Here is a 16,498-nt window from a genome sequence, read left to right as displayed (position 1 = left end):
CGCCCCACAACCATCCTCCCAAGGACAGTGAACGATGAAAACCACGCAGCCCAAGGCACGGCACCGCAGGCGCAGACTCGGCCTGACTGTCGGCATCCCGTTGGCCACGGCCACCGCAGTGGGCATGTCGTACGGCGGAGCCTTCGGAGTGTTCGGCGAGGACGCCCGGCCGAAGGCCGCGGCCGCCACAACGGGCCCGGCCTGGGCCCGTGAGGTCGCGGACGGCTTCGCCTCGGTCAACGCGCTGGGACAGAAGGGCACCTACGGCGGCCGGGACGGCGCGATCGTCACCGTGAAGACCCTGGCCGACCTGGAGAAGTACGCGACCGCCCCGCAGCCGTACGTCATCGTCGTGGCGGGCACGATCACCATGAACCCCAAGGGCAAGGAGATCAAGGTCGCCTCGGACAAGACCATCGTCGGCGCGGGCACCTCGGGACACATCGTCGGCGGAGGGTTCTTCCTCGGCCAGGGCGTCCACAACGTGATCATCAGGAACCTGACGATCCGTGACTCCTACGCCGACACCTGGAACGACAAGGACCACGACTGGGACGCCATCCAGATGGACGGCGCCCACCACGTGTGGATCGACCACAACAACCTGCGGAACATGGCCGACGGACTGATCGACAGCCGCAAGGACACCACATACGTGACGGTGTCCTGGAACCAGCTGAAGAACGAGAACAAGGCCTTCGGCATCGGCTGGACCGACCACGTCACCGCCGACATCACGATCCACCACAACTGGTTCCACGAGACCGAGCAGCGCAACCCGTCGACGGACAACGTGGCACACGCCCACCTCTACAACAACTTCCTCCAGGACGACCCGGACTCGTCCATCACCTCCTCCTACGGCAACTACGCGCGCGGCGGGACGAAGATGGTGCTGGAGAACAGCTACTTCGAGGGGATGAACAACCCGGTCATCAAGGACGGTACGGCCGCTCTCGTGCAGCGCGGCAATGTCTTCGTGGACACCACCGGCCGCAACGAGAGCGGCGGCACGGCCTTCGACCCCACGACCTACTACCGCTACACCCTCGACGCGGCCGCTGACGTCCCCTCGAAGGTGAAGTCCGGCGCCGGCCCCCGCCCCGCCATCGGCAGGTTGGCGGCCACCCCCTCCGCCGCGGCCGCGACAACCCTGACCGTGGCCAAGGACGGATCCGGCACGTACAAGACGGTCCAGGCCGCGGTGGACGCCGTACCCGTCGGCAATCCCTCCCGCGTGGTCATCTCGGTCAAGCCGGGTACGTACCGCGAGACGGTGGACGTTCCGGCGAGCAAGCCGCACATCACCATCCAGGGCTCGGGCGCGAGCCGCAAGGACACGGTGATCGTGTACGGCAACGCGGCCGGCACGCGGAAGCCGGACGGTTCGGGCACGTACGGCACACCGGGTAGCGCCACGGTCGCCGTCCGGTCGGACGACTCCCAGCTCCGCAACCTCAGCGTCTCCAACGACTTCGACGAGGCCGCGAACCAGGCCCTGAACGGCCACCAGGCAGTCGCCCTGCTCACGGCTGCGGACAGAATCGTGCTGGACGGCGTCATCGTCACCGGCGACCAGGACACCCTGGAGATGGAAACCGCGGCGCCGGACAAGCCCGGCCGCGTCTACGTCACCAACTCCTACGTCGTCGGCAACGTCGACTTCATCTTCGGCCGTGCCACCGCGGTGATCGACCAGTCGGTCATCACCCTCAAGAAGCGCTGGAACGGTACCTCGGCCGGCTACATCACCGCCCCGAGCACCCCGGCGGGCCGCAACGGCATCCTCATCAACCGTTCCACGGTCAACGGCGATGTGGCCGCGTCCTCCTTCCACCTCGGCCGGAACTGGCATCCCGGTGGCGACAAGGCGACCGACCCCCAGGCCACCATCCGCAACTCCCACCTCAGCGCCGCGATCAAGGGCACGCCCTGGACCGACATGGGCGGCTTCGCCTGGAAGGACGACCGCTTCGCCGAGTACATGAACACCGGCCCGGGCGCCGGTCCGAAGGGCACCGAGCGGCCCCACCTGACCGACGCCCAGGCCGCATCCCACGAGGTCGCGCACTGGCTGGGCGGCTGGACCCCGTAGATCGGCGGGAGAAGGGGGCCGGGGGTCGCGCAGCTCCCGGGACCCGGATCCGCGGACGGGCCCGAGGCGGCCGCATCCGCCGTCACTGCGGGAGTTTCAGGACGCGGGCCGGTGCCCAGAGACGCTCCAGCGCCCTCGGGGTCCTGCCTGCCGGCTCACAGCGTCACCGGTCAGCGGGTGCGCTGCCCACCCACGCGATCGGCCGGCCCTCGCTGGTCCGTCCCCAGCGCGGTTCCTCCATCGAGGACTCGTGACCGATCGTCGAGCACGTCGAGTACCAGGGGCACCAGGCCCTGGTGGGCAGTTGTACGTCTTCGACCGGGCGGGGCGTCGGGTGTCGCCGGCCGGGGACGGGCTCACACCTTTGGAGAGGTGGTTTCGCTCGCGCTGGTCGGCCCACCTCGCGCGCTGCGGGGTGGGCCGGTGGTTCAGTGCGCCGTGCGCTCCTGCAGGGTGGTTCGCCAGGCCGGGAGCAGCTCCTCGCGTTCTGGTTCCGTGCGGTGGCCGCCGTGGGCGAAGAAGTCGGCGAGGGGCAGGATTCCCGCGCCGACGGTGACGGCGTCGGGGCCGAAGGTTCCGAGGTCGATGCGGACGTTGGCGGCCGGGTAGGACAGGGCGTAGGAGGTGGCGTAGGACCGTACGGAGTCCAGGAAGCGGGTTCCGAGCTGCAGGCCGGCCCAGCCGCCGACGAGGATGCGTTCGGGCTGGAAGAGGTTGATCAGGTCGGAGAATCCCGCGCCGAGGTACTCGGCGGTCTCCTCCAGGACGGCCAGTGCCGTCGTGTCGGCGCCCGGGGTGTTGCCGTCGGGGTTTGGCGTCGGGTAGGCGGCGGCGAGCATCGCCGTCAGGGCGGTCTCCTCGTCGGTGTCGGCCGGCGGGCGCCCGCCTTCCTCGGCCCAGCGTTCCAGGAGCGCCTCGGCCCCCGCGTATGCCTCCAGGCAGCCCTGCGCTCCGCAGCGGCAGCGGCGCCCGCGCACGCGCACGGTCAGGTGGCCCCACTCGATGGCGCGGCCGGTGCGCGTGTCCTCGCTGACCACGCAGGCTCCGACACCTGAGCCGAAGAGCACGACGACCGCATTGCGCGCCCCGCGGCCGGCGCCGAACCACATTTCGGCCTGGCCGAGGGTCTTGGCCCCGTTGTCGATGTAGTACGGGACGGTCTCGGGCAACAGGTGCGAGTCGCGCAGCATTTGCTCCAGGGGGACGGCGTCCCAGCCGATGGTCTGGCCGTGGACGACGGCGCCGTCCGCGGTTCTGGCGACGATGCCGGGAACACCGATGCCGACGCCGAGCAGCCGCTCGGGGGCGATGCCGGTCCTGTGCAGGACCTCGGCGATGCTCTCGCGCAGGTGCCGTACGACGACGGCGACGTCGTAGCGGTCGATGCGGCGGGGCCCGGCCGCCTCCAGGGGGCGCTCGACGCGTGCGAGCTCGGTCAGGGTCAGGTCGAAGAGCTCGATGCGGATCCGGGTTTCGCCGACATCGACGCCGATCATGTAGCCGCTGGTCGGGTTGATCCGGAGCAGGGTCCTGGGTCGCCCGCCGGCCGACTCCACGCTCCCGGCTTCCTCCACCAGGCCCTCGCCGACCAGTTCCGCGACCACGTTGCTGATCGATCCGGAGCTCAGTCCCGTGGCGGGACCCAGCGAGAAGCGACTCAGAGGACCGTCGAAATACAACCGTTGCAGGACAGCGGTTCGGTTCTCCCGCCGCAGGTCACGCACTGTTCGGCCGCTACGTACTCGCACTCTGTCCCCTGTCGTCGATACCCATAACTGCAAGATACCTGCGTTGACGCTCTTGACGAGCCCTTCGCTTGAGGTTTAACTCACATCCTAAATTAAGCCATGTGGTTTTGAGGGCGAACCGCGGAACGTCCGCTCCCCACCCCACAGCCGGCATCCCCGTTCCTTCCTGAAAGGCCCATGGAGCCATGCGCAGAATCAGAGTCGCAGCGGTCGGCGCCGTCACCCTCTCCCTCGTCCTCGGAGCGGCCGCCTGTGGCGGCGACTCCACCAGCGGGAGCGGGTCCAACGCGCAGCCGAAGACGTTGACCTATTGGGCCTCCAACCAGGGATCGAGCCTGGAGGTCGACAAGCAGGTCCTCCAGCCGGAGCTCGACAAGTTCGAGAAGCAGACGGGCATCAAGGTCAAGCTGGAAGTCGTGCCGTGGGGCGACCTCCTCAACCGCATCCTGACCGCGACCACCTCCGGACAGGGCCCCGACGTCCTGAACATCGGAAACACCTGGAGCGCTTCGCTGCAGGCCAGTGGCGCGCTCCTCCCGTGGGACAGCAAGAACTTCGAGAAGATCGGCGGCAAGGACCGCTTCGTGGAGTCGGCGCTGGGCTCCACCGGCGTCCAGGGGCAGGATCCGGCGGCCGTCCCGCTGTACTCCATGTCGTACGCGCTCTACTACAACAAGAAGGCGTTCGCCGACGCGGGCGTCACCAAGGCGCCGGCCACCTGGGACGAGCTGATCGCGACCGGCAAGCAGCTGACCAAGGACGGCAAGGCCGGCTTCGGTGTCGAGGGCTCCAACCTGTCGAACAACATCCACCAGGTCTTCGTCCTGGGCAAGCAGCACGGCGCGGACTTCTTCACCGCGGACGGCAAGGCCGACTTCACCTCGGACGGTGCGGTCAAGGCCGTGAAGCAGTACGTCGACCTGATGGCCGACGCGCAGATCGTCGCCAAGGGCAACGCCGAGTACTCCCAGAACCAGTCGCTGAGCGACTTCGCCAAGGGCAAGACCGCCATGGTGCTGTGGCAGACCGCGTCGGCCACCTTCGCCGCGCAGGGCATGAAGGAGGACGAGTGGGGCGTGGTCCCCGCGCCCGTGCAGTCCGGCACGCCGGGTCAGGGCACCTCCACCAACTCCATGGTCGCCGGCATCAACATGGCCGTCTTCAAGAACACCAAGAACATCGACGGCGCCACGAAGTTCGTGAACTTCATGACCGGTGACGAGGAGCAGAAGATCCTCAACAAGGCCTACGGCTCCATCCCGCCGGTGAAGTCCGCCCAGTCCGACCCGGCGTTCAACACCCCCGGTCTCACCGTCCTGCGGGACACCCTGTCCAAGAGCGCCGCCGCCCTCCCGCAGGTCCCCGAGGAGTCGCAGTTCGAGACGGTCGTGGGCACCGCGGTCAAGGAGCTCTTCGCCGACGCGGCCGCCGGCCGGCCGGTGACGCCGGAGTCGGTGAAGGCCAAGCTCGAGAAGGCCCAGCAGCAGATGCCCAAGAAGTAGGCACGGATACCTCATGACCACCACCGCCCCCCCTCGTTCGGGCAAGCGGACGGTACGGAAGAACCACCCCGGAGCGGCGCCCCGCACGCGCCGCTCCGGGCGGCTCCGCCGCATCTCCCTTCCGTACCTGCTCCTGCTCCCCGCGCTCGTCCTGGAGCTCCTGGTCCACCTGATCCCGATGCTCATCGGCATCGTGGTCAGCTTCAAGGAGCTCACCCAGTTCTACCTCCGCGACTGGGGCAGTGCGCCCTGGGCCGGCCTGGACAACTACTCCCTGACCGTCGACTTCGACGCACCTGTCGGCGAGGCACTGCTGAGCTCCTTCCTCACCACGTGCCTGTTCACCGTCTTCTCCGTGGGCCTGTGCTGGCTGATCGGCACGGCGGCCGCGGTCTTCATGCAGGAGACGTTCAAGGGCCGGGGCATCCTGCGCACCGTCTTCCTGGTGCCGTACGCGCTGCCCGTCTACGCCGCCGTCATCACCTGGGCCTTCATGTTCCAGCACGACAACGGCCTGGTGAACCACGTCATCCACGACCAGCTAGGGCTCACCGACAGCCCGCCGTTCTGGCTCATCGGAGACAACGCCTTCATCACGCTGCTGGTCGTCTCGGTCTGGAAGGGCTGGCCCTTCGCCTTCCTCATCATGATGGCCGGCCTGCAGAACATCCCCCGCGAGATCTACGAGGCCGCGGCCCTGGACGGGGCGGGCGTCTGGCAGCAGATCCGCCGCATCACGCTCCCCTCGCTGCGCCCGGTCAACCAGGTCCTGATCCTGGTGCTGTTCCTGTGGACGTTCAACGACTTCAACACGCCGTTCGTCCTGTTCGGAAAATCGGCGCCGGCGGCTGCCGACCTCATCTCCATCCACATCTACCAGTCCTCGTTCCAGACCTGGAACTTCGGTACCGGTTCCGCGATGTCCGTCCTGCTGCTGCTGTTCCTGCTCGTGGTAACCGGCCTCTACCTCCTGTTCACCTCTCGAGGAAGGAGCGCCACCGATGCCTGAGCACAGTCAGGTGGTGCAGTCCCGGTCGCCGATGGCGCCCCCCAAGTCGTTCCTCGTGAGCCGGCTGGTGTTCCTGACGCTCCTCACCGGTTTCGTCCTCCTGCCGGTGTACGTCATGATCTCCAGTTCGCTGAAGCCGCTGCAGGACGTGTCGGGGAAGTTCCAGTGGATCCCCTCGGGCTTGACCGTCCAGCCGTACTTCGACATCTGGAAGACCGTTCCCCTCGGGGACTACTTCATGAACTCGCTGATCGTGGCCGGGGCGGCGACCGTCTTCTCCGTCGTCATCGCGATCTTCGCGGCCTACGCCGTCAGCCGCTACTCCTTCCGCGGCAAGCGCGTCTTCACCGTCACGGTGCTGTCGACGCAGATGTTCCCCGGCATCCTGTTCCTGCTGCCGCTGTTCCTCATCTACGTCAACATCGGCAACGTCACCGGGATCGCGCTCTTCGGCTCACGCGTCGGCCTGATCCTCACCTACCTGACGTTCTCGCTGCCGTTCTCGATCTGGATGCTGATCGGGTACTTCGACTCGGTCCCCAGGGACCTCGACGAGGCCGCGAAGGTCGACGGCTGCGGTCCGATCGGCGCGCTCTTCCGCGTCATCGTGCCCGCCGCGATACCCGGCATCGTCGCCGTCGCCGTCTACGCCTTCATGACGGCCTGGGGTGAAGTGCTGTTCGCCTCGGTCATGACCAACGACGCCACCCGCACGCTCGCGGTGGGCCTGCAGGGCTACTCGACCCAGAACGACGTGTACTGGAACCAGGTCATGGCCGCCTCGCTCGTCGTGAGCCTGCCCGTGGTCGGCGGCTTCCTCCTCCTCCAGCGCTACCTCGTCACCGGGCTGACCGCCGGCGCCGTCAAGTAGCCCCACCTTCCATTGATCTTCGAAAGGTTCGCTGTGTCCGATTCCATAGACCTCGGCGCCTTCCCCCAGGACTTCGCCTGGGGCACGGCCACCTCCGCCTACCAGATCGAGGGAGCCGTCAAGGAGGACGGTCGCGGCCCCTCCATCTGGGACACGTTCTCCCACACCCCCGGCAAGGTCGACAACGACGACACCGGTGACGAGGCCTGCGACCACTACCACCGCTGGCCGCAGGACATCGCCCTCATGAAAGAGCTCGGCACCGACGCCTACCGCATGTCGATCGCCTGGCCCCGCATCGTCCCCGACGGCTCCGGGCCGGTCAACGCCCGTGGCCTCGACTTCTACGACAAGGTGATCGACGGGCTCCTGGAAGCCGGCATCACCCCCTCGGTGACGCTCTACCACTGGGACCTCCCCCAGGCCCTGCAGGACCGCGGCGGCTGGACCGTCCGCGAGACCGCCGAACACCTCGCCACCTACACCACCGCGGTCGCGGAACGGCTCGGCGACCGCGTCACCCAGTGGGCCACCCTCAACGAACCGCTCTGCTCGGGCTGGATCGGCCACCTCGAAGGACGCATGGCTCCCGGCCTGACCGACCTGACCGCCGCCGTCCGCGCCTCCTACCACCTCCTGCTGGGCCACGGCCTGGCCACCCAGGCCCTCCGTGCCGCAGCACCCGGCGCGCAGATCGGCCTCGTCACCAACCACTCCACGGTGGTGCCCGCCACGAACCACCCCGAGGATGTCGCCGCCGCGGCCCGCATGGACGGACACACCAACCGCTGGTGGCTCGACCCCGTATACGGTCGCGGCTTCCCCGCCGACATGCGGGCCCTGTACGGCGTGGAGCTGCCCGAGCGCCCCGGCGACCTCGACACCATCGCCGCCCCCCTCGACTGGCACGGCCTCAACTACTACTTCCCCGCCACCGTCGCCAACGACGCCACCGGCCCGGTCCCCTTCGCCCGCGAAGTCCGCCTCCCGGACGTACCGCGCACGGGCCTGGACTGGCAGATCGACGCGGGCGGCATCGAGTCCCTGCTGCTGCGCCTCACCAACGACTATGGCGTGCGCAAGCTCTACGTCACCGAGAACGGCTCCGCGTTCCCCGACACCGTCGGACCCGACGGGGCGGTCGACGACCCCGAGCGCACCGCCTACCTCGAGCAGCACCTTGCGGCCTGTGCCCGCGCCGTGCGCCAGGGCGCTCCGCTGGCCGGTTATTACGCCTGGTCCCTGCTGGACAACTTCGAGTGGGCCTACGGCTACGACAAGCGCTTCGGCCTCGTACACGTCGACTACGCGACCCAGCAGCGCACCGTGAAGACCAGCGGCGGTCGCTACGCGGACATCCTCCGCAGCCACCGCGAACTCCACGCGTAACCGGCGCCGAGCCGGTCCCGATCGGCTTTCGCCGTCGAGGCGCGGTCGGCGATCCTCACCCACGCGGAACGCTCGGCCGGGACACCCGGCCGAGCGTCCGGCCTTTTCCCCGGGGCACCACGGGGCGGCCCCGTCGACCTGTTCAGGGGCGCCACTTCGGGTTGTTGCGCGCCGACTCGTGGCCGCCGTGGTCCGGGTGCTCGAAGCGGTGGTACTCGGCGGCTCCTGCCCGCCGAGGAGGCCTTCCCGCAGGTCCACCATTCAAGTGGGACCTTGCTTCGCCAAGCGTGCGGTACCGGGCAGGCACCTTGCTTCGCCAAGCGAAACGGTTCAGGCCGAGTCGCGTATCACCAGTTCGGCCTCGAAGACGATAGAGGCGGGTTCCGTGCGTGGGCGCTGGATGTGCTCCGCCAAGAGGCGTGCCATCTCCGCGGCCATTCTCTCGACGGGCTGGCGGACCGTGGTCAGGGCGGGGCGGCACGTCGCAGCTACGCTCGAGTCGTCGAACCCGATGACGGCGACGTCCTCTGGTACCCGCTTGCCCTGTTCGCGCAGGACCTGGCAAGCGCCCTGGGCCATGAGGTCGTTCGCGGCGAACACCGCGTCCACGTCCGGATGCTGGATCAACAGCTGGGCCATGGCCGCCGCGCCGCTATCCACCGTGAAGGTTCCCTCGGCCACCGGAACCTCGGTGATCCCGGCCGAGGCCAGAGCCCCACAAAACCCGTCGAGCCGGTCCTTGGCCGCCGGGATCGACTGGGGAGCGGAGATCATCGCGATCCGCCGGCAGCCGCGGGCCAGGAGGTGCTCGGCGGCCAGCCGACCTCCGTCAGCGTGGGCGAGATCGACGTAGCTGACTGCCTGCTCGGGGTCAGGACGGGCGAAGAGCACCACGGGGATCCGTGCGGCGACGAGCATCGCGGGCAGGGGATCGCCGGCCTGGATCGACACCACCAGCGCGCCATCAGCAGCGCCCTGGCCCAGGTATTCCACCGCCTGTTCCCTGGCGGCCCCGGACTCGGCGACCAGGATGACCGGGTGCATCGCGTGCGCCCGCAGGTACCCCATGGCCCCGCTGACCACCCGTCCGAAGAACGGGTCGGCGAAGACGCGCGAGGCGAAGGTGTCCCCGGCGCCGGAGATGATCAGCGCAACCGTCTCCGTCCGCCGGGTCACCAGGGACCGGGCTGCCCGGTTGGGCCTGTACCCGGTCTGCTCGACAGCGCGACGGACGAGTTCCTGGATGTCGGGATCCACGTTGCGCGTCCCGTTGACCACCCGCGACACCGTTGCCCGGGACACCCCCGCCGTGCGCGCCACGTCCTCCAGCGTTGGGCCCCATCTGCTCATACCCAGAACCCTAACGCGCCGCCCCTTCGCGGCGGCCCGGTCCCACGAAGCACGCCGACCCCGACCCCGCCCCGGCGGCAGCAGGTGTCCGGCAGCCCGCCGTACGGGATCACGCGCATACGTCCGCAGAGCCCACCTCAGCCCCGAACTCGCGCACCGTCAAAGGATTATGACGGGCTGTGAGGGAATCGCGCGCGCTGACCACTCGAGCTTCGGACGATCCGCCGCTTGCGCCCCACGTACTCACCCCCTCCGGCCTCGGAACTTAATGAAAGACTAAAGAAAAGGCGGCAAGCACCTTGACCGGTCGATTGCGTTACGGGCAAGGTCTGGAGAGCGCTCTCCCGTTTCAGGTTCGTTAAGGAGCATCAATGCCTACTGGCATACCTGTCGACGCGTCGCCACGCAGACGACGTCCCGTGTCCACCCGGAGGGGGATCGCCGGGGTGGTCACGACCGCGCTCTTCGGCACTCTGCTCGCGCTGGCACCGTCGTCCCCTGCGGCCTCGGCCGAGCCGGCGCTGCTCTCGCAGGGGAAGCCGGTGACGGCTTCCAGTCAGGAGCACCACGGCACCCCGGCGGCCGACGCCGTAGACGGCGACAACGGCTCGCGCTGGTCCAGCGCCGCCTCCGACGCCCAGTGGCTGCAGGTCGACCTCGGCGCCGCGACCGAGCTGAGCAAGGTCGTCCTGCAGTGGGAGGCCGCCTACGCCAAGGCCTACCGGATCGAGCTGTCGACCAACGGCACCGACTGGACCACGGCCTACTCCACGACCAGCGGGCCCGGCGGCACCGAAACCGTCAACATCACCGGGGCCGCCCGCTACGTCCGTATGCAGGGCGTCACCCGTGCAACCGGCTACGGCTACTCGCTCTGGGAGTTCCAGGTGTTCGGCACCGGTGGCGGAGGCACTGGCCCGGCCCTGCCGGGCGGCGGCGACCTCGGCGCGAACGTGCACGTCGTGGATCCGTCGACCCCCGGCATCCAGGACAAGCTGGACCAGGTCTTCCAGGAGCAGGAGTCGGCGCAGTTCGGCAGTGGCCGGCACGCCTTCCTCCTCAAGCCCGGTACGTACGACAACCTCAACGCCCAGATCGGTTTCTACACCCAGATCGCCGGTCTTGGACTGCGCCCGGGCGACACCACCATCAACGGTGACGTGACGGTCGATGCGGGCTGGTTCAACGGCAACGCGACGCAGAACTTCTGGCGCGGTGCGGAGGGTCTGACCGTGAACCCGGTCAGCGGCACCAACCGGTGGGCGGTCTCGCAGGCGTCCTCCTTCCGCCGCATGCACGTCAAGGGCGCGCTCAACCTGGCGCCGAACGGCTACGGCTGGGCCAGCGGCGGCTACATCGCCGACTCCAAGGTCGACGGCCAGGTCGGCAACTACTCGCAGCAGCAGTGGTACACCCGGGACAGCTCCATCGGCGGCTGGTCCAACAGCGTGTGGAACCAGACCTTCTCCGGCGTAGAGGGCGCTCCGGCCAACGGATTCCCCGAGCCCCGTTACACCACGCTCGACACCACGCCCGTCTCCCGCGAGAAGCCCTACCTCTACCTCGACGGCGACGAGTACAAAGTGTTCGCGCCGGCCAAGCGCACGAATGCCCGCGGAACCAGCTGGGCCAACGGCACGCCGCAGGGCGAGTCCGTCCCGCTGAGCAAGTTCTACGTGGTCAAGCCCGGCACCACCGCCGCCACGATCAACCAGGCGCTGACCCAGGGCCTGAACCTGCTGTTCACGCCCGGCGTCTACCACGTCGACCGGACCATCAACGTGAACCGCGCGAACACCATCGTGCTCGGCCTCGGCCTCGCCACGATCATCCCGGACAACGGGGTGACCGCGATGAAGGTCGCCGACGTGGACGGCGTCCGGCTCGCCGGCTTCCTGATCGATGCCGGGCCGGTCAACTCGCCGACCCTGCTGGAGCTCGGACCGCAGAACTCCTCCGCCGACCACGCCGCCAACCCCACCACCGTGCAGGACGTCTACATCCGCGTCGGCGGGGCGGGCGCCGGCAAGGCGACGACCAGCGTGGTCGTCAACAGCGACGACACCATCGTCGACCACACCTGGGTGTGGCGTGCCGACCACGGTGAGGGCGTGGGCTGGGAGACCAACCGCGCCGACTACGGGGTGCGGGTGAACGGTGACGACGTGCTGGCCACGGGCCTGTTCGTCGAGCACTTCAACAAGTACGACGTGGAGTGGTTCGGCGAGCGCGGAAAGACGGTCTTCTACCAGAACGAGAAGGCGTACGACGCCCCCAACCAGGCCGCCATCCAGAACGGCAGCACCCGCGGCTACGCCGCCTACCGGGTGGACGACTCCGTCAATACCCACGAAGCCTGGGGCCTGGGCTCCTACAGCAACTACAACGTCGATCCGACGATCATCCAGGACCACGGGTTCAAGGCTCCCGTCAAGCCGGGGGTCAAGTTCCACAGCCTCCTGACCGTGTCGCTCGGCGGCAACGGCCACTACGAGCACGTCATCAACCAAACCGGGGCGTCCACGGTCCCGGCCGGCACCTCGACGGTTCCCTCGACGGTCGTCTCGTACCCCTGAGCCGCCGTCCCTGCCCACCGGCTCCGGTGACCCGCCGGAGCCGGGCCGCACTCCCCGGGCCCGGTTTGCGCCCTGCCGCCGAGGCCCGGGGGTACCACCGCTCGACCGGCCTCCGCTGACCCGACGGAGGCGAGCTCTCCCCCTGGGCCGGGCGAACCGGTCTCCCCGCCCCGGCCCAGGGGGCCCAGAGCCCACACCGACCAGCCCGGCATTCCCGGCCGGGGCGAGGCGCGAGCACCTGGCAGGGCCGTGCCCGATGACACAGGGAGCGCCGTCGCGCGGGCGAGGCGCCCCCACGGGAGAGCTGGTCAGTCCCCACCGCCATTGACATCAGGAGCCGCAATGTTCCCCCATCCCCCCTCCACCGGCACCCCACCCCGCCGCCGCACGCGCGGAGCGGCCGCCCTCGTCACCCTGGGCGCGCTCCTCGCGTCGTCACTCGCCCTGGCCACCGCCCCCACCGCGGTCGCCGCCGAAACCCTGCTCTCCCAGGGGAAGACGGCCACCGCCTCTTCGAGCGAGGGCGAGGCCTATTCCGCGGCCGCCGCGTTCGACGGGAACCTCACCGGCACCCGCTGGGCCAGCCAGTGGCGCGACGCCGAATGGATCCAGGTCGACCTCGGCGCGAGCCGCAACCTGAGCCGTGTCGTCCTCACCTGGGAGGGCGCGTTCGGCAAGAACTACGACATCCAGGTCTCGGACGACGGGACGAACTGGCGCACCGCCAAGTCCGTCACGGGCAGCGACGGCGGCACCGACGAGATCGCCGTCTCCGGCAGCGGCCGCTACGTACGGATGAACGGCCTGGTCCGCTCCGGTGGCTACGGCTACTCCCTCTGGGAGTTCCAGGTCTTCGGCACCACCTCGGAGGAACCCCCCGTCAAGGGCGCGGTGCGCGTGGCCGGCTCCCAGGGCAACTGGCAGCTGACCGTCGGCGGACAGCCCTACACCGTCAAGGGCCTGACGTGGGGTCCGTCCTTCGCTGAGGCTTCGAAGTACATGCCCGACGTGAAGTCGATGGGCGTCAACACCATCCGCACCTGGGGCACCGACGCGTCGAGCAAGCCCCTGCTCGACACGGCCGCGGCGAACGGCATCCGCGTCATGAACGGCTTCTGGCTGCAGCCGGGCGGCGGTCCCGGCTCCGGCGGCTGCGTCAACTACGTGACCGACGCCGCGTACAAGAGCAACATGCTGACCGAGTTCGCGAAGTGGGTGGACACCTACAAGTCGCACCCGGCGACGCTCATGTGGAACGTGGGCAACGAGTCCGTGCTCGGCCTGCAGAACTGCTACAGCGGCACCGAGCTGGAGGCGCAGCGCAACGCCTACACGACGTTCGTGAACGATGTCGCCAAGAAGATCCACACGATCGACCCGGACCACCCGGTCACCTCGACCGACGCCTGGACGGGGGCGTGGCCGTACTACAAGCGCAACGCCCCGGACCTCGACCTGTACTCGATGAACGCCTACGGCGACATCTGCGGGGTCAAGCAGGACTGGGTGGACGGCGGCTACGACAAGCCCTACATCATCACCGAGACGGGCCCGGCCGGTGAATGGGAGGTGCCGAACGACGGAAACGGCGTTCCCGAGCAGAAGACCGACGTCCAGACCGCGGAGGGTTACACCACCGCCTGGAACTGCATCACGGGGCACCAGGGCGTCGCCCTGGGCGCGACGATGTTCCACTACGGCGTCGAGCACGATTTCGGGGGCATCTGGTTCAACCTGCTGCCCGACGGGCTCAAGCGGCTGTCGTACTACGCCGTGAAGAAGGCGTACACCGGCTCGACCGCGGGCGACAACACCCCTCCGGTCATCAGCAACATGGTCGTCGACCAGGCCTCCAACGCCCCGGCCGGCGGCGAGTTCACCGTCCGCGCCAACATCAGTGACCCGCAGAACGACCCCCTGACGTACAAGGTCTTCCTCAGCGGCAACTACGCGAACGGCGACAAGCGCCTGGTCGAGGCCCAGTGGCGCTCCACGGGCAACGGGACCTTCGCGGTCACCGCTCCCGAGAAGCTCGGCGTGTGGAAGGTGTACATCCAGGCCGAGGACGGGCGCGGCAACGCGGGCATCGAGACCAAGTCCGTCAAGGTCGTCGCCCCGCCCGTCAGCGGCACCAACATCGCCCTGAACAAGCCCGCCACCGCTTCCTCCTCGCAGGCCTCCTACGGCGACTGTCCCTGCCCCGCCGGCAACGCCACCGACGGCAACACCACCACCCGCTGGGCCAGCGACTGGAGCGACCCCCAGTGGATCAGCGTCGACCTCCAAGCCTCCAGGGCGATCCGCACCCTGCAGCTGGTCTGGGACCCCGCCTACGCCAAGTCCTACGAAGTGCAGCTCTCCGACGACGGCACCAACTGGCGCACGGTCCACACCACCACGACCGCCAACGGTGACATCGACACGATCAACGTGTCGGCGAACGCCCGCCACGTGCGGCTGCACCTGACCGCGCGCGGCACCGGCTGGGGCTACTCCCTGCACGAGTTCGGCATCTACAGCTGACCGGCCGACCGGGTGACGTCGCGACCCTGGCCAGGTCCGACCGTCCTTGAGGGGCTGGCGCCCCGTGACTCTCCGGCCTCCCGGTGGCGGCCGGAGAGCGGGTGGCGGGAAACGAGCCGCTTCCCGCCACCCGCCCACGAGCGTCGCCCCTCCCACCCACCGTCACAAGAACGGCAGGAGACTTTCATGACAGCACGTCCCAAACGGCTTTCCGCGTTCCTCGTCGGCACCGCCCTCGTCGCCGGCCTCCTGGGCGTCGGCGCGATCGCCAACGCAGCGGATCCCGCCGGCTCGGCCCCCTCCTCGTCCGCCGCTTCACACAGCGGACACACGATGGCCGTCTCCCTCCAGGCGTCGGGTGACGACGCCGACGGGGACGGCTACATCCCGGCGGTCCCGCAGGTCACCGGTGTCACCCCGTCCGACCGGACGCCGCCGCCCGCCTACCACCACGAGTTCCAGGCCGGCTGCTCGGTCACGCACACCGCGCCGGACGACCCGATCGTCTACCCGGGCCAGGCCGGCAGGTCCCACGACCACACGTTCATGGGCAACACCTCCACCAACGCGAACAGCACCACCGATTCGCTGTACGGCGGTGCGACCGCGTGCAAGGCGCCCGCCGACGCGTCCGCGTACTGGATGCCCTCGCTGTTCAAGGGCGACCAGAAGATCCTGCCCACCGGACCGCAGGTGATCTACTACAAGGCCGGCGTCACCGACTACACCAGCGTGCGCCCCTTCCCCAAAGGCCTGCGGTTCGTCGTCGGCAACCCGATGCAGACCGCCCAGCAGTTCCGCGCGCACAAGGGCTTCGTCGAGGGCTGGGAATGCGGCGACAGCTTCTTCAACACCGACATCCCGGCGAGCTGTCCGAACCGGCCCGACGTGCAGCTCAACCTCCGCTTCCAGGCGCCCAGCTGCTGGGACGGCAAGTACCTCGACACCCCTGACCACCAAAGCCACATGTCGTACACGGTCGTCAAGCCCGGCACCAACGACAACATGTGCCCGGCCTCCCACCCGGTCGCCCTGCCGATGATCGAGTTCAAGATGGCGTGGCCGGTCAACGGCGACATGTCCCAGGTCCGCCTCGCCAGCGGCCGCGGCTACTCCTTCCACTACGACTTCTTCAACGCCTGGGAGGAGCGCACGCTCAAGGCCCTCGTCGACCACTGCATCGTCGGCGGCCTGCAGTGCGACCCGCGCGGCTTCGACCTGTACCGCCCCGAACGCGGTGCCGCGCTGAACGCGGAGTACCGACTGCCCTGACCCAGTCGGCCCTCCGTACCGGCCCGGCCCGCCCCGTCTTCACGACGGGGCGGGCCGGGGCCTTCTCTTTTGTCGCAGATTCGCCCTCCAAGGACGCTTGACTCCGGTACCGGGTACACCAAAGCTTGGGAGAGCGCTCTCCCACAGGTGAGGAGCGGATGAC

At 68.8% G+C, this 16,498-nt stretch carries 10 protein-coding genes; 8 read left to right on the top strand and 2 right to left on the bottom strand.

Going from position 1 to position 16,498, the window contains the following annotated elements:
• Window positions 1-34: 34 nt before the first annotated feature.
• On the top strand, window positions 35-2,095 hold the full coding sequence (locus AB0D46_RS05940) for a pectinesterase family protein (protein ID WP_362876038.1): 2,061 nt from the start codon (window positions 35-37) through the stop codon (window positions 2,093-2,095).
• A gap of 428 nt (window positions 2,096-2,523) precedes the next feature.
• Here the strand turns inward: AB0D46_RS05940 and AB0D46_RS05935 are convergent, their stop codons facing one another.
• On the bottom strand, window positions 2,524-3,843 hold the full coding sequence (locus AB0D46_RS05935; protein ID WP_362876037.1) for an ROK family protein: 1,320 nt from the start codon (window positions 3,841-3,843) through the stop codon (window positions 2,524-2,526).
• Window positions 3,844-4,028: 185 nt separating this feature from the next.
• On the opposite strand from AB0D46_RS05935, the gene AB0D46_RS05930 reads away from it, so the two are divergent.
• From AB0D46_RS05930 to AB0D46_RS05915, 4 genes are read left to right on the top strand one after another with little or no spacing between them, the layout of a single operon-like run.
• Window positions 4,029-5,345, top strand: a complete 1,317-nt coding sequence (locus tag AB0D46_RS05930; protein WP_362876036.1) for an extracellular solute-binding protein — start codon at window positions 4,029-4,031, stop codon at window positions 5,343-5,345.
• 13 nt (window positions 5,346-5,358) lie between these two features.
• Complete coding sequence (locus AB0D46_RS05925) at window positions 5,359-6,354, top strand: sugar ABC transporter permease (RefSeq protein WP_362876035.1); 996 nt, start codon at window positions 5,359-5,361, stop codon at window positions 6,352-6,354.
• A 31-nt stretch (window positions 6,355-6,385) separates the two neighbouring features.
• Window positions 6,386-7,225 (top strand): carbohydrate ABC transporter permease, encoded by an 840-nt coding sequence (locus AB0D46_RS05920; RefSeq protein ID WP_362876154.1) that lies wholly within the window; start codon window positions 6,386-6,388, stop codon window positions 7,223-7,225.
• A gap of 33 nt (window positions 7,226-7,258) precedes the next feature.
• A complete protein-coding gene (locus tag AB0D46_RS05915) occupies window positions 7,259-8,614 on the top strand; it encodes a GH1 family beta-glucosidase (RefSeq protein WP_362876034.1) in 1,356 nt (451 codons plus the stop codon).
• 330 nt (window positions 8,615-8,944) lie between these two features.
• On the opposite strand, the gene AB0D46_RS05910 is transcribed toward AB0D46_RS05915, so the two are convergent.
• Window positions 8,945-9,964 (bottom strand): LacI family DNA-binding transcriptional regulator, encoded by a 1,020-nt coding sequence (locus tag AB0D46_RS05910; RefSeq protein WP_362876033.1) that lies wholly within the window; start codon window positions 9,962-9,964, stop codon window positions 8,945-8,947.
• Window positions 9,965-10,335: 371 nt separating this feature from the next.
• On the opposite strand from AB0D46_RS05910, the gene AB0D46_RS05905 reads away from it, so the two are divergent.
• The 3 genes from AB0D46_RS05905 to AB0D46_RS05895 all read left to right on the top strand — a co-directional run bounded on the left by AB0D46_RS05905 (window position 10,336) and on the right by AB0D46_RS05895 (window position 16,335).
• Window positions 10,336-12,540 carry a discoidin domain-containing protein gene (locus tag AB0D46_RS05905; protein WP_362876032.1) on the top strand — a complete coding sequence of 735 codons (2,205 nt, stop codon included), beginning with the start codon at window positions 10,336-10,338 and terminating at the stop codon, window positions 12,538-12,540.
• Between the two features lie 342 nt (window positions 12,541-12,882).
• Window positions 12,883-15,063 carry a discoidin domain-containing protein gene (locus AB0D46_RS05900; protein ID WP_362876031.1) on the top strand — a complete coding sequence of 727 codons (2,181 nt, stop codon included), beginning with the start codon at window positions 12,883-12,885 and terminating at the stop codon, window positions 15,061-15,063.
• Window positions 15,064-15,249: 186 nt separating this feature from the next.
• Window positions 15,250-16,335 (top strand): DUF1996 domain-containing protein, encoded by a 1,086-nt coding sequence (locus AB0D46_RS05895; protein ID WP_362876030.1) that lies wholly within the window; start codon window positions 15,250-15,252, stop codon window positions 16,333-16,335.
• Window positions 16,336-16,498: the final 163 nt, after the last annotated feature.

This window comes from Streptomyces sp. NPDC048383, assembly GCF_040651775.1.
Taxonomy (GTDB): domain Bacteria; phylum Actinomycetota; class Actinomycetes; order Streptomycetales; family Streptomycetaceae; genus Streptomyces.
The sequence above is the reverse complement of the archived record's forward strand: the minus strand, read 5'-3'. Positions and strand labels throughout refer to the sequence as shown.